General features: G+C 40.9%; 17 protein-coding genes. 16 read left to right on the top strand and 1 reads right to left on the bottom strand.

The window, feature by feature from the left end; translation table 11 throughout:
- Positions 1–15 precede the first annotated feature (15 nt).
- The 11 genes from alsE to QR42_RS08880 all read left to right on the top strand — a co-directional run bounded on the left by alsE (position 16) and on the right by QR42_RS08880 (position 13,662).
- The gene (alsE, locus tag QR42_RS08930) at positions 16–708 is read left to right on the top strand and encodes a D-allulose 6-phosphate 3-epimerase (RefSeq protein WP_039179037.1); all 693 of its coding nucleotides are present in this window, start codon (positions 16–18) and stop codon (positions 706–708) included.
- A gap of 185 nt (positions 709–893) precedes the next feature.
- The gene (locus tag QR42_RS08925) at positions 894–1,934 is read left to right on the top strand and encodes a LacI family DNA-binding transcriptional regulator (protein ID WP_039179034.1); all 1,041 of its coding nucleotides are present in this window, start codon (positions 894–896) and stop codon (positions 1,932–1,934) included.
- 218 nt (positions 1,935–2,152) lie between these two features.
- The gene (locus QR42_RS08920) at positions 2,153–3,409 is read left to right on the top strand and encodes an ABC transporter substrate-binding protein (protein WP_039179031.1); all 1,257 of its coding nucleotides are present in this window, start codon (positions 2,153–2,155) and stop codon (positions 3,407–3,409) included.
- 30 nt (positions 3,410–3,439) lie between these two features.
- On the top strand, positions 3,440–4,372 hold the full coding sequence (locus QR42_RS08915) for a carbohydrate ABC transporter permease (protein WP_039183131.1): 933 nt from the start codon (positions 3,440–3,442) through the stop codon (positions 4,370–4,372).
- A complete protein-coding gene (locus QR42_RS08910) occupies positions 4,372–5,202 on the top strand; it encodes a carbohydrate ABC transporter permease (RefSeq protein ID WP_039179030.1) in 831 nt (276 codons plus the stop codon). Before QR42_RS08915 ends, QR42_RS08910 begins: the two co-directional genes overlap by 1 nt.
- Positions 5,203–5,233: 31 nt before the next feature.
- Positions 5,234–6,565, top strand: coding sequence for an alpha-glucosidase/alpha-galactosidase (locus tag QR42_RS08905; RefSeq protein ID WP_039179027.1), 1,332 nt, complete (start codon positions 5,234–5,236; stop codon positions 6,563–6,565).
- Between the two features lie 314 nt (positions 6,566–6,879).
- Positions 6,880–8,340 (top strand): CoA-acylating methylmalonate-semialdehyde dehydrogenase, encoded by a 1,461-nt coding sequence (locus QR42_RS08900; RefSeq protein ID WP_039179026.1) that lies wholly within the window; start codon positions 6,880–6,882, stop codon positions 8,338–8,340.
- Positions 8,341–8,565: 225 nt separating this feature from the next.
- Positions 8,566–10,107, top strand: a complete 1,542-nt coding sequence (locus QR42_RS08895; protein WP_039179023.1) for a glycoside hydrolase family 43 protein — start codon at positions 8,566–8,568, stop codon at positions 10,105–10,107.
- Positions 10,108–10,142: 35 nt separating this feature from the next.
- Entirely contained in the window at positions 10,143–11,408 is a 1,266-nt protein-coding gene (locus tag QR42_RS08890; RefSeq protein WP_039179020.1) for a glucuronoarabinoxylan endo-1,4-beta-xylanase XynC, read from the top strand.
- Positions 11,409–11,548: 140 nt separating this feature from the next.
- On the top strand, positions 11,549–12,256 hold the full coding sequence (locus QR42_RS08885; protein ID WP_039179016.1) for a response regulator transcription factor: 708 nt from the start codon (positions 11,549–11,551) through the stop codon (positions 12,254–12,256).
- Positions 12,257–12,258: 2 nt separating this feature from the next.
- On the top strand, positions 12,259–13,662 hold the full coding sequence (locus tag QR42_RS08880; RefSeq protein WP_039179013.1) for a sensor histidine kinase: 1,404 nt from the start codon (positions 12,259–12,261) through the stop codon (positions 13,660–13,662).
- Positions 13,663–13,717: 55 nt separating this feature from the next.
- On the opposite strand, the gene QR42_RS08875 is transcribed toward QR42_RS08880, so the two are convergent.
- Positions 13,718–14,026 carry a magnetosome magnetite crystal formation protein family gene (locus QR42_RS08875; RefSeq protein WP_039179010.1) on the bottom strand — a complete coding sequence of 103 codons (309 nt, stop codon included), beginning with the start codon at positions 14,024–14,026 and terminating at the stop codon, positions 13,718–13,720.
- Between the two features lie 343 nt (positions 14,027–14,369).
- Between QR42_RS08875 and QR42_RS08870 the strand changes: the two genes are divergently transcribed.
- The 5 genes from QR42_RS08870 (at position 14,370) to QR42_RS08850 (ending at position 20,229) form a co-directional block, all read left to right on the top strand.
- Positions 14,370–15,212 (top strand): PRD domain-containing protein, encoded by an 843-nt coding sequence (locus tag QR42_RS08870; protein ID WP_039179007.1) that lies wholly within the window; start codon positions 14,370–14,372, stop codon positions 15,210–15,212.
- 118 nt (positions 15,213–15,330) lie between these two features.
- Positions 15,331–17,232, top strand: a complete 1,902-nt coding sequence (locus tag QR42_RS08865; protein WP_039179004.1) for a beta-glucoside-specific PTS transporter subunit IIABC — start codon at positions 15,331–15,333, stop codon at positions 17,230–17,232.
- Between the two features lie 24 nt (positions 17,233–17,256).
- The gene (locus QR42_RS08860) at positions 17,257–18,720 is read left to right on the top strand and encodes a glycoside hydrolase family 1 protein (protein WP_200885525.1); all 1,464 of its coding nucleotides are present in this window, start codon (positions 17,257–17,259) and stop codon (positions 18,718–18,720) included.
- Positions 18,721–18,877: 157 nt separating this feature from the next.
- On the top strand, positions 18,878–19,279 hold the full coding sequence (locus tag QR42_RS08855; RefSeq protein ID WP_039178999.1) for a MerR family transcriptional regulator: 402 nt from the start codon (positions 18,878–18,880) through the stop codon (positions 19,277–19,279).
- Between the two features lie 29 nt (positions 19,280–19,308).
- Positions 19,309–20,229, top strand: a complete 921-nt coding sequence (locus QR42_RS08850; protein ID WP_039178996.1) for an alpha/beta hydrolase fold domain-containing protein — start codon at positions 19,309–19,311, stop codon at positions 20,227–20,229.
- The last annotated feature ends 40 nt before the right edge of the window (positions 20,230–20,269 follow it).

Genomic DNA, 20,269 nt, shown 5'->3' with positions numbered 1-20,269 from the left:
AGGAGGAGACTGAGATTGACAGCCACTTTTTCACCTTCACTGATGTGCATGGATCTCACGCATTTCCGTGAACAAATTCATCTTCTCAACACGAGAGCAGACCGGTACCATGTCGATGTGATGGATGGGCATTATGTGAAGAATTTGACGTTATCACCCTTTTTCATTGAACAGCTTCGGAAACTGACAAATTTACCGATTGATGTTCATCTAATGGCTGAACACCCCCAGGAATTTTTAATCGATGCATGTATTGATGCAGGCGCAACGATGATTTGTTTACACCCAGAAGTCGTGCAGAAAGATGCCTTTCGAATCATACGGCATATTCACCAAAGAAAATGTGAGGTTGGCTTTGTTTTAAACCCCGTCACACCAGTTGCAGCATTAGAGTCCTTTATTCATTTAATAGACCGAGTGACGATCATGACGATCGATCCAGGCTTTGCCGGACAGCCATTTATTAAAGAAATGCTTCAGAAAATTAAACAGGTGAAAGATATCAAAAAACACGGAGGATACTCGTTTTCAATTGAAGTAGACGGCTCTTGTAATGAGAGCACGTTCCGGCTGCTTGCTGAGGCTGGAAATGAGATCTACATCATCGGCACCTCAGGTTTATTTGGACTTCATAAACAACTCGACACTGCTTGGGAAACAATGAAGCAAATATTTTCAAAAGAAACAGCTTCAATCGAATCGCGTTAGTAAAAGAGAGGATGAAACCCATCCTCTTTTTTACGCAATTTTTACTAAAATGATATTTACTCACCAAAACTTACCCAAAAACAAAATAAAAATCGCAAATCTATAATTGAAAGCGCTTTATTAATATGTTATCCTTCAAATATCTTTAGTAAATATTTAGTCAAATAACGATGAGGAGTTTGCCTATGACCACACTCAAAGATATTGCTCATGATGCAAAAGTGTCCGTTTCCACTGTATCCCGTGTGTTAAATGGCGATCAAACACTTGCCGTTTCACATGCAACGAGACAAAACATCCTCGACATTGCTAAGAAGTTAAACTATACCCCAGTGAGAGCAAGAAAAGCCGATCAAGCAGAAGAAAAAAACCCATCTGAATCCCCAGTCATCGGTATCGTTGTCGCTCAATCCATTGACGAAGAATTAAATGATCCCTTTTTTTCATCGATTCGAAAAGGAATTGAAAAAGAATATGCCAAACAAGGCCTGTCTACTCTCCATACCTTTCGCCTAAGAAGCATGGATAAAGGGGCGATGCTAAAGGATATTGACGGCTTGATTGTCATTGGACGAATCAGCCCCGATACGGTTGAAAAAATGACAAATCGAATGGAACACATTGTTTTTATCAATCATTATGCGGATGAAGATTTGTATGATTGTGTACATGTGGATTTTGTCAGAGCGGCAGATCGCGCCATTCGTCATCTGCAATCACTCGGTTATACACATCTAGGCTATATTGGCGGGAAAGAGCGGGAGCATTATTTCGAAGGCAACGCTGTGATTGAGGACGAAAGACAAACGACGTTTATGAAAAGAATGCAGGAGGCGGGCGCTCTTCATATGGAAGACATCCACATTGGTGAATATTCCATGCAAGAAGGCTATTCGCTTATGCAGCAAGCTATCAAAAAAGGAAAACTGCCGCAGGCCTTTTTCATTGGAAGTGACTCTATGGCCATCGGGGCAATGCGCGCTCTCCATGAAGCCGGTCTACACGTTCCTTCAGATGTATCCATTGTTGGATTTAATGACATTGAAGCCGCATCATTTTCAAGCCCGCCGCTTACGACTGTCAAAGTATATACAGAAGAAATGGGGGAAGTCGGTCTGAAGCTTTTGCTTGAGAGAATAAACGGAAGAAAACTTCCTCTAAAAGTCGTCGTGCCAACAACACTCATCGAGCGAGGCAGTACATGTCTCATCCATGAAAGGGGGTGAACCATCGATTTCAGCAAACAAAAAAGAGACAAAAAAGCAGAAAACAAGCTGCTTAGCATGATGGCCAGATCATGATAAGAACAAGGCAGCCTGCCGGTATGCTCTCTTATCTCTTTGAAAAGAATAGAATTCCAGTATAATGGACTTCTTTTGTTTCCGCAACTGCATGAATTCTACCGATTATCGTCTGAATTTTCAGTGATCAAAAGGAGGAAACCATGAATAAAAAAATCATGCTGCTGATTGCAGCCATTTTCTTGACCATGATTTTGTCTGCTTGCGGGAATAACGGTTCTTCTGAAGCAAATGGAAAGGTCACCTTGACGCTATTTTCAACGATGAGCAACAGCGGGGAAAGAAAAGCGTTTGAAGAAGTGATTCGTGAGTTTGAAAAGGAGCATCAACACATTCGAATCGATGCCAATTTCCCAGGCAACAGCTATGAAGATATGATCCGTGTCAAAATGGGGGCAAACGATATGCCAGACCTTTTTGATACACATGGCTGGGCCAAACTGCGCTATAGCGAGTATGTGGCAGATTTAAAAGAGATGGATTGGGTCAAACAGCTTGATCCTTCACTCGACCAGATTTTAAAGGACCAAGATGGCAAAGTGTACGCCTATCCGCTGAATCAAGCAAAAGACGGGCTTAGCTTTAATGCCAATCTATTAAATGAATATGGCATCGAAGCCCCTAAAACACTTGATGAATTAAAATCGGCTTTGCTGACAGTGAAAGAAAAAAGCAAAGGAGATGTTGTGCCGCTCTGGATACCAGGAGGAGATAACTCAAATATTGCCCAAGTCTTTGATGAGCTGGCGACGCCTTTATTAATCACCGATCAAAAACATCAATACGGAAAGGAACTTGAAAACGGATCATTTGATTGGTCTCTCTATACACCGCTTGCACAATTCATGAAAGATCTGAAAGATCAAGACCTTTTAAACAAAGATGTCCTGACAGCGAAACTCTCTCAAGCACCGGAACTCATGGCTCAAAACAAAATCGCCTTCACCTTTGTCGGAGGATCATTAGGACCTGAAGCAACAGAGCTGAATCCATCGATCAAAGTAGGCACGATGCCTGTTCCAGCCATTCATGAAGGAGATAAACAAAGCTGGATTGGCGGAGAACGGTTTACTGTCGCTGCTTGGAAGGATTCTAAGCATCTAAAAGAAGCAAAGCAATTCATCGATTTTTTAGCAAAGCCTGAAAACGCCAAAAAAATCGCAGAGGGCACATCCTCTGAAACAGCTCTAAAACAAGTGAAAGCGAAAAACTATTACTCTACATTTTACGATCAATACGAACAGGTGAAGATTGAACCGTATTTCGATCGAAAATACTTACCAAGCGGAATGTGGGCGGTCATGGCAACAACGGGTCAAGAATTATTAGCAGGCTCGATCACACCAGAACAGTTGTCAAAGAAAATGGAAGAGGAGTATAAACGTCTGAAAAAACAATAGCCGATGGATGCTGAAACAGGAGTGAAGCCAATGAATGACATCACAAAAGCAAAGCAGCCAGCCGCATTCACCTCTTTACCAAAACAAAAGATACAAAAACGCCAGAATTCATCACTTTGGTGGATGTACATGCCAGCTGTTCTCGTCGTCAGTACCTTTATCATTTATCCTTTTTTGAACGGCATTCAGCTTTCTTTTACGAATTGGAACGGTTTCTCACAAACTTATCAATGGATTGGTCTTGAGCAATATGAGCGGCTGCTTCAGGATCAAGCGACATGGCTTGTTGTCAAAAACACGCTTCTCTACGGAATTGGGAGCACCATTTTACAAAATATCATCGGACTTGGATATGCGCTCTTATTAAATCAAAGCTTAAAGATGAAAGCCATCACAAGAACGGTCATCTATTTACCTGTCATGATCAGCCCAATTGCGATGGGCTATATTTGGTATTTTGTGTTTGCTTACCAAGGCGGTGCCTTAAATGATGTGGTGACGCTTTTTGGATTTGATCAAATAAATGCGCTCGGCAACCCGCAATTCAACACATGGATCATTGTGCTTGTCAACACCTATCAATTCGTCGGGATTGCGATGATCATTTATTTAGCAGGACTTCAAAGTATCCCTAAGGATTATTACGAAGCGGCACAATTAGACGGCGCATCGAGCTTTCAACAATTCAGGCGGATTACATTGCCGCTGCTTATGCCGTCGATCACCATTAATGTTGTGCTGAATGTCATTGGCGGGCTCAAGCTCTTTGATGTCATTGTGGCACTCACGGGCGGCGGACCTGGAGATTCCTCGCAATCCATGTCGACCTTTATGTATGATCTGTATTTCAAACGTCAGGATGCAGGCTATGCAGCGACGCAAGGGGTGTTCATGGCGGTCATCATCCTTATCATTAGTGTCGCAGCGCTGATTTATTTCAAACGAAAGGAGACCGAGGTGTGATGGATAACGCCTATAAACGCAAGAAAAGATGGTACTCCTTCCTCGCACTATTGATTACATTGCTACACCTCATTCCATTTTATATTTTGGTGACGACTTCATTAAAGGGGATAGGAGATTTTAGTTCAAAATGGCTGTTTCCGAAAGCGCTGCACCTTGAAAACTTCCGCACAGCATGGACAGAGGCTCAGCTTGGCCAGTCCTTTTTGAATACAGTGATCATTACGTTCAGCTCCGCTGTATTGCTCATTATATTTGGATCTCTTGCAGCCTATCCGCTCGCAAGAAGGAACACCAAGCTGAATAAAGCAGTCTATGTTTTATTTATTGCCATTATGGTCATTCCGCCGCTCACAGCCCTTGTCCCTCTCTATAAAATGGTCGTTCAAATCGGGATGATGAACACCTATCAAATTGCTATTTTAAATAATGTGGCTGCTTTTTTGCCGCTGACGATTTTCTTATACGCGGGCTTTATCCGGTCGACCATTCCAAAGGAGCTTGAAGAAGCTGCCCGTATTGATGGAGCAGGGACACTCAGAGTTTTTTTCACTGTCGTTTTTCCGCTTCTAAAGCCCATTACCGCTTCTGTATTAATCATTGCCTGCGTGTATATTTGGAACGACTATCAATTTGCTATCTTCTTTTTGCAAGATAAAGAGATGCATACACTCACGGTCGCCTTATCCCATTTTTTTGGTCAAAATCAGCATCAGCTCCAGCTCGTTGGTGCAGCTGCCCTCATTGCGATGCTGCCAATGGTTACGATGTTTTTACTTTTACAAAAATATTTTATCGCAGGGCTTTCACAAGGGTCTATCAAAGGCTAGCCCAATATGGATGTAAAAAGGAGAGTCGTCTATGTCTAAAATTACATTTATCGGTGCAGGGAGTACCGTGTTTGCTAAAAATATATTAGGAGATTGTCTGTTTGTTCCCGCCCTTGCAGGCTTTGAATTCGCATTATATGATATTGACCTCAACCGGCTGAAAGAATCAGAAACGATGCTACGGCATTTAAAAGCAAATTCCGGTGCAAATGTGACCATCCAGTCCTATCAAAACCGGAAAGAAGCCTTACAGGGTGCGAAATATGTCATCAATGCCATCCAGGTCGGAGGCTACCGTCCAAGTACTGTCATTGATTTTGAAATACCTAAAAAATATGGATTAAGACAAACGATTGCAGATACGGTAGGGATCGGCGGCATCTTCCGTTCCCTTCGAACGATTCCTGTCATGCTTGACTTTGCAAAGGATATGGAAGAGGTTTGCCCAAGTGCTTTATTGTTAAATTACACAAACCCTATGGCCACATTGACAGGTGCAATGCTGCGTTATACTCAGGTTCAAACAGTTGGTCTTTGTCATAGTGTGCAAGTGTGTACAAAGGACCTATTTGAATCTCTTGAAATGGAACATGAAGGCATTGAAGAAAAAATCGCCGGCATTAACCATATGGCATGGTTATTAGAGGTGAAACGGGACGGAAAAGACTTGTATCCAGAAATCAAAAGACGAGCAAAAGAAAAGCAGCAATCGCGGCATCATGATATGGTTCGTTTTGAACTGATGGATAAATTCGGCTACTATGTCACAGAATCCTCAGAGCACAATGCCGAATACCATCCATATTTCATTAAATCACGGTACCCTGAACTAATCGGTCAGTTTAACATTCCGCTCGACGAATACCCGAGACGCTGCGAGGAACAAATCAACAATTGGAATACAATGAAGCATGACCTTATAGGAAACACACAGATTACACATACCCGCTCTAAAGAATATGGTTCCCGGATCATTGAAGCGATCGAAACGAACGTTCCTTTTAAATTTGGCGGAAATGTTCTGAACACTGGCGGGCTCATTGACAACCTGCCTGAAAAAGCCTGTGTAGAAGTACCATGTGTCGCAGATCGAAGCGGCATCATGCCATGCTATGTCGGAGAAATACCTGAACAATTGGCTGGACTCAATCGAACGAATATCAGCTCACAGCTGATGACCATTGAAGCAGCAATCAGCGGTAAAAAAGAACACATTTATCAAGCGGCTCTTCTGGATCCACACACAAGCGCTGAATTATCAATTGATGACACCATTAAATTATGTGATGAACTCATTGAAGCACATGGAGAGATGCTGCCAAATTATATAGAACCAAATCAATATGCCGCATCAACCAAATAATATCAATGAACCAGCCTCTACCTGATGCACAGCGCATCAGGTTTTTCTTATGAAGCAAAAAGAAGATTGACTGAGGGCCATTTTCATATTATGATTTTTCTGAAGTTAACCAACAGTTAACCAAAAAAACATCATGAATTTTTGGCATTCTCGTGTCATATGTCACAAACAAACCAGATGATCACAACGTAAACCAAAACTGCCGTTTGATTTGACAAAGAGTGTATACAGATGAATGCCCGTTAGATGAGACAATGACGATACATACACACCCTTTAAGCATGACATTCTTTAACAAAGAGGAGAGAGGGAACATGACCAAAACAGATGTACAAATGTTGAAAAATTATATTGGCGGACAATGGATTGAGGCAGAAACAAGTCAAACAGAATCAGTGTATAACCCAGCTACTGGCGAAATCATCGCGGAAGTGCCGCTTTCAACAAAAACAGATGTTGAACGTGCGGTACAAGCAGCACAGGAAGCGTTTACTACTTGGTCTAAAACTGCTGTTCCCCGGCGTGCACGCATTTTATTTAAATACCAGCAGTTACTCGTTGAGAACTGGGATGAGCTGGCTGAACTCGTAACGATTGAAAACGGAAAAAGTGTAACAGAGGCAAAAGGAGAAGTGCAGCGCGGGATTGAATGTGTGGAATTTGCTGCGGGCGCACCGACGTTAATGATGGGAAAACAGCTGCCAGATATTGCGACTGGACTTGAATCAGGCATGTACCGCTATCCCATTGGCGTCATCGGCGGCATTACGCCATTTAACTTTCCAATGATGGTTCCATGCTGGATGTTCCCGCTTGCCATTGCCTGCGGAAATACATTTGTTTTAAAACCTTCAGAACGAACTCCTATTCTTGCGGCACGGTTAGCTGAGCTTTTTGAAGAAGCGGGTCTTCCAAAAGGTGTTCTCAACATCGTCAATGGAGCTCACGATGTCGTCAACGGCCTGCTTGAACATCAAAAGGTCAAAGCCATATCATTTGTCGGCTCTCAGCCAGTCGCTGAATATGTCTATAAAAAAGGAACGGAGCATGGCAAACGTGTCCAAGCACTTGCAGGCGCAAAGAATCACTCCATTGTCCTCAAAGATGCTGATTTAGATGCGGCAACAAAACAAATCATCGGGGCTGCCTTTGGATCAGCGGGAGAGCGCTGCATGGCTGCAGCCGTTGTCGCAGTGGAAGAAGAAGTGGCTGATGAGTTGATTCAAAAATTAGTGGATGAATCAAACGAGCTCGTCATTGGAAACGGAATTAATGAAGAGGTCTTTCTTGGGCCAGTCATTCGAAAGGAACATAAAGAACGAACGCTTCAATACATCCAGTCAGGGATTGAAGAAGGAGCAAGCCTCATTCGTGATGGCCGGCAAGACCACGAAACAAATGGAGAAGGGTATTTCGTCGGACCGACGATCTTTGATCATGTCACAAATCAAATGAAAATTTGGCAGGACGAGATTTTCGCCCCAGTCTTATCAATTGTCCGTGTTTCTTCATTAGCAGAAGCCATCGACCTGTCCAATCAATCAAAATTTGCGAATGGTGCCTGTCTGTATACGGACAGTGCATCAAGCATAAGAGAGTTTCGCGAAAACATCGAAGCGGGCATGCTCGGTGTAAACATCGGTGTACCCGCACCAATGGCATTCTTCCCGTTTTCCGGCTGGAAGGATTCTTTCTACGGGGACTTGCATGCCAATGGAACAGACGGAGTGGAGTTTTACACAAGAAAGAAAATGGTCACCGCTCGTTATATGTAAGCTATATGCAATGAATCATAAGAAGAAAAAATGCAGCCCCAGCATGGGAGACTGCATTTTTTGTTGTCTTCTAGTCAAAAAGTAAGGGTTTTCATCATGATTACTGCAAGGGTTTACACTAGAAATCATTCTTTATATTCATTCTTCATCAGTACCTCTCAACATATTTTGAAATTGGGCCTAAACCCCAATATTAGGAAGATGAAAACAGGAGGAAATGAAACGATGAGGACGAGGATGAAGTGCGGCGTTGGTTTATTGATTCTTGCTTTGGTACTGAGCTTTTTACCGGTATATGATGCGAGTGCGGCAAGCACAACAATTGCAAAACGTGTAGGAAATGCCAACCCACTCATAGACCACCACTTGGGCGCTGATCCATTTGCGCTCACCTATAACGGAAGAGTGTACATTTATATGTCGAGTGATGACTATGAATATCACAGCAACGGAACGATTAAATATAATTCTTTTGCCAATTTGAATAGGGTCTTTGTCATCTCTTCAGCAGATATGGTGAACTGGACAGATCATGGCGCGATTCCAGTAGCTGGGGCAAATGGAGCAAATGGCGGCAAAGGAATTGCCAAATGGGCAGGTGCTTCCTGGGCTCCATCAGCAGCGGTGAAAAAAATCAATGGGAAGGATAAATTTTTCCTTTATTTCGCGAACAGCGGCGGAGGGATTGGCGTTCTGACAGCAGACTCCCCCATCGGTCCATGGACAGATCCTATCGGAAAAGCACTCGTCACGCCAAATACACCAGGGATGGCTGGAGTTGTATGGCTTTTTGATCCTGCCGTTTTTGTAGATGATGACGGCACTGGTTATCTATATGCCGGCGGAGGTGTTCCAGGCGGTTCTAATCCAACGCAGGGACAATGGGCGAATCCTAAAACAGCAAGAGTCCTAAAACTAGGACCTGATATGACAAGTGTGGTAGGCAGCGCGTCAACCATTGATGCTCCTTTTATGTTTGAAGATTCGGGGATGCATAAGTATAACGGAACCTATTACTATTCCTATTGCATCAACTTTGGCGGCTCCCACCCAGCAGATAAACCACCTGGTGAGATCGGTTATATGACGAGCTCAAGTCCGATGGGTCCCTTTACGTATAGAGGGCACTTCCTGAAAAATCCGGGTGCATTTTTCGGGGGAGGCGGTAATAACCATCATGCTGTGTTCAATTTTAAAAACGAGTGGTATGTCGTGTATCATACCCAAACGGTCAGCTCTGCTTTATACGGAGCAGGAAAAGGCTACAGATCTCCGCATATTAATAAGCTTGTGCATAATGCTGACGGCTCCCTTCGAGAAGTCGCAGCCAATTTTGAAGGGGTTAAACAGCTTTCCAACCTGAATCCTTATCAGCGTGTAGAAGCTGAAACATTCGCATGGAATGGACGCATTTTGACAGAGGCATCTTCAGCTCCAGGAGGACCGGTCAATAACCAGCATGTCACAAACATTCAAAACGGAGATTGGGTGGCTGCCAGTAACGTCGATTTCGGATCAAACGGTGCGAGAACATTTAAAGCGAATGTAGCCTCAAATGCAGGCGGGAAAATAGAAGTACGCCTCGGAAGTCCTGACGGCAGACTCGTCGGAACACTGAATGTCCCTTCAACAGGGGGAACAAATAACTGGCGAGAAGTAGAAACGGCAGTAAATGGAGCAGCAGGCGTGCACAACGTATTTTTTGTTTTTACTGGAACAGGTGCAAACCTATTTCAATTTGATTCCTGGCAGTTTACTCAAAGGTAAATAAGAAAGACAAGATGATAGGAGAGTGGAAGAATTTGATGTCAATGATCAAAAAACCAATCTGCACTTTATTGATCTGCTTCACCATGCTGTCTGTCATGTTCATCGGACCTGGCGTAACTGAGGTTTCAGCAGCAGATGCCAATATTAATATCAATGCGGAAAGACAAGTGATTCGCGGCTTTGGTGGAATGAATCATCCGGCTTGGATTGGTGATTTGACCGCACCTCAAAGGGAAACCGCCTTTGGCAATGGGCAGAATCAATTAGGATTTTCCATTCTAAGAATTTTTGTAGATGAGAACAGAAATAATTGGCACAGAGAGGTCGCCACTGCCAAAAGAGCAATAGAGCATGGAGCTTTGGTGATCGCTTCACCTTGGAACCCTCCAAGCAATATGGTAGAGACCTTCAACCGGAATGGTACATCTGCAAAGCGGCTGAGATACAATCAATACGCCGCATATGCTCAGCATCTGAACGATTTTGTGACGTATATGAAAAATAATGGCGTCAATCTCTATGCTATATCTGTACAAAATGAGCCCGATTATGCACACGAATGGACATGGTGGACTCCTCAGGAAATCCTGCGTTTCATGAGAGAAAATGCTGGCTCCATTAATGCCCGCGTGATCGCGCCAGAATCCTTTCAATACCTTAAAAATATATCAGATCCTATCCTAAACGATCCGCAGGCGCTTGGAAACATGGACATTCTCGGAGCCCATTTGTACGGAACCCAAATCAGCCAGCTTCCTTATCCTCTTTTCAAACAAAAGGGAGGGGGAAAGGAGCTTTGGATGACAGAGGTCTACTACCCGAATAGCGATAACAATTCAGCGGACCGCTGGCCTGAAGCATTAGGAGTTTCAGAGCATATTCACCATTCGATGGTAGAAGGGGACTTTCAGGCATATGTTTGGTGGTACATCCGCAGATCCTACGGCCCTATGAAAGAAGATGGTCTAATCAGCAAACGTGGTTACAACATGGCACATTTCTCCAAGTTTGTACGCCCAGGATACATCAGAATTGATGCAACGAAAAGTCCTGAACCGAATGTTTTCGTATCAGCCTATAAAGGAAACAATCAGGTCGTCATTGTCGCGATTAACAAAAACAATACAGGAGTCAATCAGCACTTTGTGATGCAAAACGGAACTGCTTCACAAGCGTCAAGATGGATCACAAGCAGCAACAGCAACCTTCAGCCTGGTACAGACTTAAATATATCAGGTAATCAATTTTGGGCTCATCTCCCGGCTCAAAGTGTGACAACATTTGTGGTCAAACGCTAGAATGAATTGAACCACCAAAAGCCAATTTTCTCATTTCAAAAGAAAATTGGCTTTTTTTATGCAAATAGGAAGTTGATTTTTTCACTATGTCCTTACATTGGGTATAATAATGGCAATGACTTCAGGAGAGTGATCAATGTATGCCAAAGCTTCAAAGCAAAGTATTAATGATCGATGACGAAAAAGAAATCTTGGAATTAATTAACACTGTATTAACAAGAGAAGGCATTGATCGCGTCATCACTGCTTCAACTGCCCGTGATGGGCTTGCAAAATTTCATCAAGAACAACCCGATCTTGTCATACTTGATATTATGCTGCCAGACGGTGAAGGCTATGATATTTGCAGACAAATCAGAGAGACCTCCCATGTTCCGATTATTTTTTTATCAGCAAAGGGAGAAGAATCCGACAAAATTGTAGGACTTGCCATCGGCGGAGATGACTACATTACAAAACCATTCAGTCCAAAGGAAGTCGCCTACCGGGTGAAAGCGCAGCTGAGAAGGATCTCATACTTGCAGTCAACTCAAGCCGATCCCGTGATCAAAAAAGGGCCGTTTGAGTTAAACGAGCAGCAAGCAGAACTGACAAAAAACGGTGCGATCATTGAGCTCACGCCAAAAGAGCTTCTGCTGATGACCTACTTCTTGCAGCATCCGAACCGCGTTATCAGTAAAGAAACGCTTTATCAAACCGTTTGGGGAGAAGACTTCTTCGGTTCTGACAATACGGTAATGGTTCATATCCGAAGACTACGGGAAAAAATAGAGGATTCCCCGTCAACACCAGAGTTTCTCGTCACTGTCAAAGGGCTTGGTTATAAATTTGTTGTAAAGGATGCGTAAAGATGAAATGGCGATTAACAGGCAGGTATATGGTCTCTGTCATTATCGTGACCATTATCACGGTCTTTATCAACTTATTCGGATTTATGATTTGGCTCGTACTTCAGGCAAACAGCCAGCATAACGAGGAAAATACGCCCGAAACCTTCACAAGATCATTTGAACAATACGTCTCTTTTTCTGATCAAGGAATTACCGTAAACAAAGAAGGGCAGAAAGCCTTAAAACAACAGAATGCATGGATTCAAATTTTAGACGAATATGGCCAAGACGTGTATCATGCGCAGGCACCTAAAGGATTAAAGAACAAATATACACCGATAGAAATCGTGAACTTACATAAATATAAAGATAAGCAATTATTATCGACCATTTATGCTGGCGGAAAAAAAGTAAAGGGCAAAGAATACAGCTACTTTATCGGATTTAAAGACCCTTCCATCGGAAAGTACCTATTCTCGTTTGACACGAAGGACTTAGTAACAAGATTCAATATCGGGACGATGATTTTATTATCAATTGATGCCATCATAGCGTTACTCATTGGTTACTTATTCAGCCGGCAGCTCACAAAACCGCTTGCCCGTGCCATTCATAGCATCCAGCGGCTGGCAAACGGCGATTACACGACAAATCTGCCTGCTAAAGGAATTTATAAAGATGTCTTCTATAATGTCAATCACTTATCAGAGCAGCTCGCTTCAAGCAAAAAAGAAAAGGACAAACTAGAGCAAATGCGGGAAGAATGGATCAGCCATATTTCTCATGATATTAAAACGCCGCTAGCTTCTATTCAAGGCTATGCAGAAATCATGAAAGACCCAAAGTATCCTCTTTCAAACCAGGACATTAGACATTACGCGGGCATCATTGAGAATAAATCATTGTATATCAAAGATGTCATGGAGGATCTGAATTTAACAACAAGGCTGAAAAATAACGGCGTCATGCTAAATAAAGAGCTGGTCAACATTGTGTCACTGTTGCGGGAAACGTTAATTGATATTTTAAACGATTCAAGATATGCCGATCAGACAATTGAGCTTCAAACGAATGAAGACAAGCTCATGCTGAATATTGATAAAATCCTCATTCGAAGAGCGGTCACCAATCTGATTTTAAATGCCCTCGTTCACAATGATCCTGATGTGACGATTATTGTACAGCTTGAACAAAAAGAAAGAACCCATATTACGATTCAAGACAACGGCAGAGGAATAGAAGAGGCAGAGCTGGAAAAAGTGTTTGACCGCTATTACAGAGGGACGAATACAGGAGTTTCGCATGCAGGCTCTGGTCTTGGGATGGCTATTGCAAAGGATATTATCGTCAAGCACGGCGGGGATATCACGATCCGTAGCAGTGTAGGAAAAGGAACAACAATTGACATCCAACTACCAGCATGAAAACATACAAAAAAACGGTTCTGATCAACAACAGAACCGTTTTTTCATCTATTATTTATTCTGAAAACACTTTGATGCCTTTCACAATGTTCCAAATGAAGAAGTAGATAGCAACGAGGAATGTTACTGCATATGTCGCAATTAAGAAAGGCCCCGCATGGCTGATATCTTTCATACCAAGTAAACCTGAACCAAGGATGCCAATACCAAAAATCAAATAAGGAATAATATGCGTCCATAATGATTTTTTCGCATGATATTTCACGTCGTCCTGACCTAAGAAATAGACGATAATTGGGAACAAAAATGGTGCAAAAAAGATACTAAAGTAACATAATGAAGACAAGATTTTATTTTCTCTCAAAACGTTTCACCTCTATGATTTATTCACTACAAACCCATTGTACTACCTGAACCTTAACCTGTATTAATCCGAACCTTACAGCAACCTTAAACTTATTTACCTTTTAAAATAATTTATAAACGACATACTATAATATAGGTATTTAAATCTATCTTATCGAAAAAAATAGTTGACTTTGGTTTATCCTGTGTTTACAATAAAGTCGTAACCGATGCAGGAGTGTTACTGATATCATCAGGCACCACCAAGTCAGGTAAACATGTTGTACATTTGTACGTTGTTTGCTGAGATTTTGGTGTTTTTTTATGCTTTTTTTAGCAGTTTTAGGTAAGGTGGGATGAAGATGTTCACCGTCGTTAAAGTTTTAAACAATAATATCGTATTAGCTCTAACAGACACGCAAAATGAAGTAGTTGTTTTTGGTACAGGAATAGGCTTTAAGAAGAAAAAAGGTGATACTCTTGATGAGAGCGCTGTCAGTAAGACATTTTATTCTGATCAGACGTCTCCATTAGAATCTCAACTTGCCGCTATCCCAACTGATATCCTTTTATTAACTGAAAAAATCATTCATATGGGCGAAGAGATGTTGAATAAAAAATTAGGTTCCAGCATGCTGTTTTCGCTATCTGATCATCTTACCTTTTCTATTCAAAGGCATCAAGAAAAAATGGAATATGAAAACCCTATCGTATGGGAAATTCCACATCTATATTTTCAAGAATATCAAATTGGGAAAAAAGCACTTAAAATTATTCAAAAAATGATGGGGGTTACCTTTGAAGATACAGAAGCTTCACTTATTGCCCTTCATTTTGTAAACGCTCAAATAGATGGTCAGTCTATGGGAGATACGATCAAAATGACCCATCTCACGAAGGAAATCGTTAAGATTATTCAAAACATTTTCGAGATGGTATTAGATAAATCATCGATAGATTATTCGAGGTTTATCACTCATTTGAGATATTTTATTGTCAGACAAGAAACAAATCAACCGCCTCAGCAGATGGATGATTCATTAAAAGAATTAATTCAGGATCGTTATATGAAGAGCTATGCATGCGGTTTGATTATTAAAGAAATGTTAAAGCGTGAATTTAATTGGAATGTCACAGAAGACGAACTTGTTTTTCTAGTCATTCATATTGAAAGAATCACAAAGAAACATCAACAGAATACATGATTTCTTTTAGGCGTGTTATGAAAAAGCATTAACCTAAACAAATCTCCATTTAGAAGAATGGTCTTTCTAATGGTGGATTTTGTTTAGGTTTTTTTTGTGAAAATGAAGGGGTGAAGACATGAACAACAAAGAATTGGCGCAAGAAATTATCAAATTAATCGGCGGAACAGGCAATATATCTCAAAGCTGGCATTGTATTACGAGGCTGAGATTTAATATCAACGATGAAAAACAGGTAAAAGTAGATGAACTGAAAACAGTAGATGGAGTGCTCGGAGCGCAATTCCAAAGCGGACAATTCCAAGTCATTATTGGAGCAAAAGTTGCAGAAGTCTATGAGGAAATCGACCATCTGATTGGTGACAGCAGCAATGATTCTTCTCCTGCTAAAAATACGTCAAAGATGAATCCAATCGAAGTCGTATTCGATGTCATTAGCGGAATTTTCACACCGATTTTGCCGGCGATTGTTGGTAGTGGATTGATTAAAGGGATCATGGCTTTGTTCGTTAGTTTAGGCTGGCTGACAGAAAAAACCTCTACCTATGCTGTACTACAAATCTTTTCAAATGCTGTCTTTTACTTTTTACCTTTCCTCATTGCTTATTCTGCAGCGAAGAAATTTAAAACACGAGAATCTCTCGCGATGGCACTCGCTGGGATTTTATTATATCCCACGATGGTGGAAGGGGCAGCAAAAGGGGCAGATCCACTTAGTTTTTTAGGATTGAGTATTCCATTAAATAATTATACTTCTTCCGTTTTACCGATTATTTTAGGAGTACTGCTGCTTAGCTTTATCGATAAGTGGATAACGAAAGTCATTCCAAAATCCTTAAGCATCGTATTTACACCGGTACTGAGCTTAATGATCACAGCGCCTCTTACACTAGCTTTCATAGCTCCTATTGGAAACGTTTTCGGTCAGTATTTAGAGATCTTTTTCACTTCTTTATTCCACTTTGCTGGGCCGATTGCAGGTTTATTAATGGGAGGCCTCATGCCTTTAATTGTGCTAACTGGGATGCATTACGCATTCTTTCCAAGTACGTTTGCCAGCTTTGAAAAAGTTGGATACGATGTCATGCTGCTTCCGATGAACTTTATTGCCAATATGGCACAAGCAGGCGCTGTTTTAGGTGTCATCATTCGCACGAAACGAGTAGAAACAAGGTCTTTGGCATTATCAACATTGCTGCCGAGTTTCTTTGGTATCACAGAACCAGCCATTTATGGAGTCACACTGAGATTGAAAAAGCCTTTCTATGCTTCATTAATTGGCGGCGCAGTTGGCGGATGTTTTTATGGTTTATTTTCAGTCAAAACGACAGCATTTTCAATTCCAGGTATTACATCTCTGCCAACTTACATTATGAAAGGCACAAACAATTTCCAGCTCGCTTTAATTGGAATAGCGCTGAGCTTTTTGGTCTCACTTCTTGTCACTATGTTCCTTGGTTTCAAAGAACCTGCCACAAAAGTGGAAGGTCAGCCGCTAAAACAAGGAAAGTCATCTAAAGATCCAGAGCATGCAGTCAATCAACAAGCTGCCAGACAAGTAAATCCTTATGAAGTACAAGCACCTATAACTGGTCAGGTCGTTCCGTTATCTGAAGTCAATGATGCCGTTTTCTCAAGCGAAATGATGGGCAAGGGAGTAGCGATTATGCCTGATAAGGGGGTGGTACAAGCACCGTTTTCCGGAAAAGTAGTGACCGTTACACCTACTAAACATGCAATAGGTTTGGTTTCAGATGATGGGATTGAATTATTAATACATGTAGGGATTGATACCGTCAGCCTAAATGGTCAATTCTTTGAGGTATTGGTGGAAGAAGGAGATGAAATCAACATCGGGGATCATTTATTATCATTTGATATAGAAGGAATTCAATCAAAAGAATTAAATGTCGTGACACCTATTATCGTCACTAATTCCTCGAAGTACCTGGATGTGATCCATACAGGTGACTCTTATGTCAACGCAGGAGAAAATAAACTCTTAATGCTCATTCATTAATCATAAATAGAAGGGATGATTGAAATGAAAGAATTAAAAAAAGGTTTTTCAGATAATTTTCTATGGGGTGGCGCAACAGCTGCTAATCAAATAGAGGGCGCATATTTAGAAGGCGGGAAAGGGCTGTCAACTTCAGACTACGCGGCATATAAAGATCCCTATGCACAAGGAAAAGTAAACAACTTTACATTCGATGTTAGTTCAGCTGAACTAAACAAATACAAGGAAAATCCTGATGCATTTGATTTCCCAAAAAGACGCGGAATTGATTTTTATCATCGTTATGAGGAAGACATCGCACTGTTTGCAGAAATGGGATTTAAAGTCTTTCGTTTGTCCATCTCATGGGCAAGAATCTTTCCAACAGGTTTAGAGGACAAGCCGAATGGAGAAGGATTGGCTTTTTACGATAAAGTATTTGATGAATGTGCGAAATATGGAATTGAACCGCTAGTAACGATGTCTCATTATGAAATGCCGATTACTTTAACAGAGAAATATAATGGATGGATGAGTAGAGAGCTTGTCCCATTGTTCGAAAAATACGCACGGGCGATTTTAGAAAGATATAAAAACAAAGTGAAATATTGGATTACATTTAATGAAATGAATATGAACCTCAATAGTCTTTATACAGGTGCTGGCATTTTAGAGGATTTAGTAGACCATAAATTACAGGCTGCTTACCAAGCATCTCACCATCAATTTGTGGCAAGTGCATTAACAGTGAAGGCAGCGAAGGAAATCATTCCAGATGTCCAAATTGGCTGTATGATTAACCAAATCGAAGCCTATGCAAAAACAACAAAACCAGAGGATCAGCTGCAGGCAGTCAAATCGAATCAATTGAATATGTTCTATCCTGATGTTCAAGCTAGAGGCGAATATCCAACATACATGGTGAAATATTTTGCTGATAATCAAATCAAGCTGGATATTAAAGAGCAGGATGAACAAATTTTGAAAGAGGGCACTGTTGACTTTGTTGCAATCAGCTACTATATGTCACACGTAGCAGAAGCGCGTGAAGATGCCGCTGAGCTAGCGGGTACGTTTGACAGCCCGATTAAAAATGAACACTTGGAATTATCACAATGGGATTGGCCGATCGATCCAATGGGTCTGCGCATTTCATTAATTAAACTGTATGACAGATACCAAAAGCCTTTATTTGTTTGTGAAAATGGACTTGGCGCAAGAGATACATTGACACAAGATGGAAAAATTCACGATGATTATCGAATTGATTATTTGAAAAAACATATTGAACAGATGAAAGAAGCAGTAAAAGAAGGTGTTGACTTAATGGGATACACACCTTGGGGCTGTATTGACTTAATCAGTTGCGGAACATCTCAAATGACTAAACGCTATGGTTTGATCTATGTGGATCAAGACGACCTAGGAAATGGTACACTGAATCGTTACCGTAAAGATTCATTTTTCTGGTACAAAAATGTAATTGCATCAAATGGAGAAGACCTATAAAAGCAGATTGAATGATGAAAAACACCATCTCAGGGCGCCTTAACCGGCTGCATGCGATGGTGTTTTATTTTTCACGAAAACATCTCTTGACCTTGAAGTATACTTCAACCTTTATAATGTAATTATAGTAAAACAAAATCACAAAAAAGGAGTAACAATGGAGTTGATGACTAGAGGTGAACTGGCCAAACAAACTGGAATAAGCCCTGCCGCAATTCGTTACTATGAAGAACACAACATTTTACCTGTCCCGAGACGCCGTTCGAACGGTTATAGACTATACACAGAAGATTATATTGTGAAAATTCAATTGATCAAAGATGCCAAGTCATTAGGTTATTCACTAAAGGAAATAAAAGAAATATTGGAAATGCTGAGTCAAGACATAGAACTAGATACTTTAAAAAGAATTGTAAAACATAAACATGAAGAAATTGAAAAGAAAATCAAAAGCCTGCGCCTCATTCAAGACCTTTTATCTAACTTATTAAAGACTCCTGAGAAAGAAGTACAAGTGTATCTCAAATCATTTCGTGTGATGAATGAGGATGACGAATAAACATATCTGCTTAAAGGAGAGAAAATACAATGAGTGTCGAAATTTTTAACGGAGAACGTTCTGAAGAAAGTATTCAATTTGAAACATTATTCACGTCCCAAAGTAATAAAGAGAGTTTTGCTAGTGTCGAAAAAACCAAAAACTTTCTATCTCAAATAGAAAATATGAAGCCTTATGCAATCGGAGACGATGTAAAATTAGTGAGTGAAATAAAGGAGCAAATTTTCGAAGGAATGCAGGTTTTCACATTGAATGACCAAATGTCGAAAAAGCAAAAGGTGATTCTCTATATACATGGTGGCGCTTGGGTAAACCAGCCTCTTAATTTCCATTGGTGGTACATGGATAAAATGGCTCAATCCCTTAATGCCAAAGTGGTCGCTCCTATATATCCTAAATTACCTCATTATAGCTACCAAGATACTTATCCGAAAATCTTAAATCTATATAAAGAAATACTAAAAACGGTTGAGAGTACCGATCAATTAACGATTATGGGAGATTCAGCGGGCGGAAATATCTCACTTGGCTTGGCGCATCTCTTAAAGATGGAAGGTCTGCCGCAGCCGAAGGATATTATTTTATTATCTGCATGTGTTGATATGAGTTTAAGCAATCCTCTTATATCTGAATATGCCGATAAAGATCCCATCCTAGCACCAGAAGGAATAGATGTCATTACAAAAATGTGGGCAGCAGATAAAAGGGTAACTGACCCATTAATCAGTCCAATTCACGGGGACTTTCATGATCTTGGGAAGATCACTCATTTTATTGGAACACATGATATTTTATATCCAGATGCACTAAAGCTTGATGAAAAGCTAACAGAACAAGGAATTAATATGAAAACCTTTGTTTACCCAGAAATGCTGCATGTGTTTGTCGTCATGCCAATCCCTGAGGCACAAGATGCTCAGGAAAAAATCATTCAGGTGATAAATAGTTAGGTCTTTTTCACACATCAAAATGCTCTGACTTAAATATTCG

This window comes from Bacillus sp. WP8, assembly GCF_000800825.1.
GTDB lineage: Bacteria > Bacillota > Bacilli > Bacillales > Bacillaceae > Bacillus > Bacillus safensis.
Note: the sequence above shows the minus strand (reverse complement) of the source record. Positions and strands in the feature narration are given on the sequence as shown.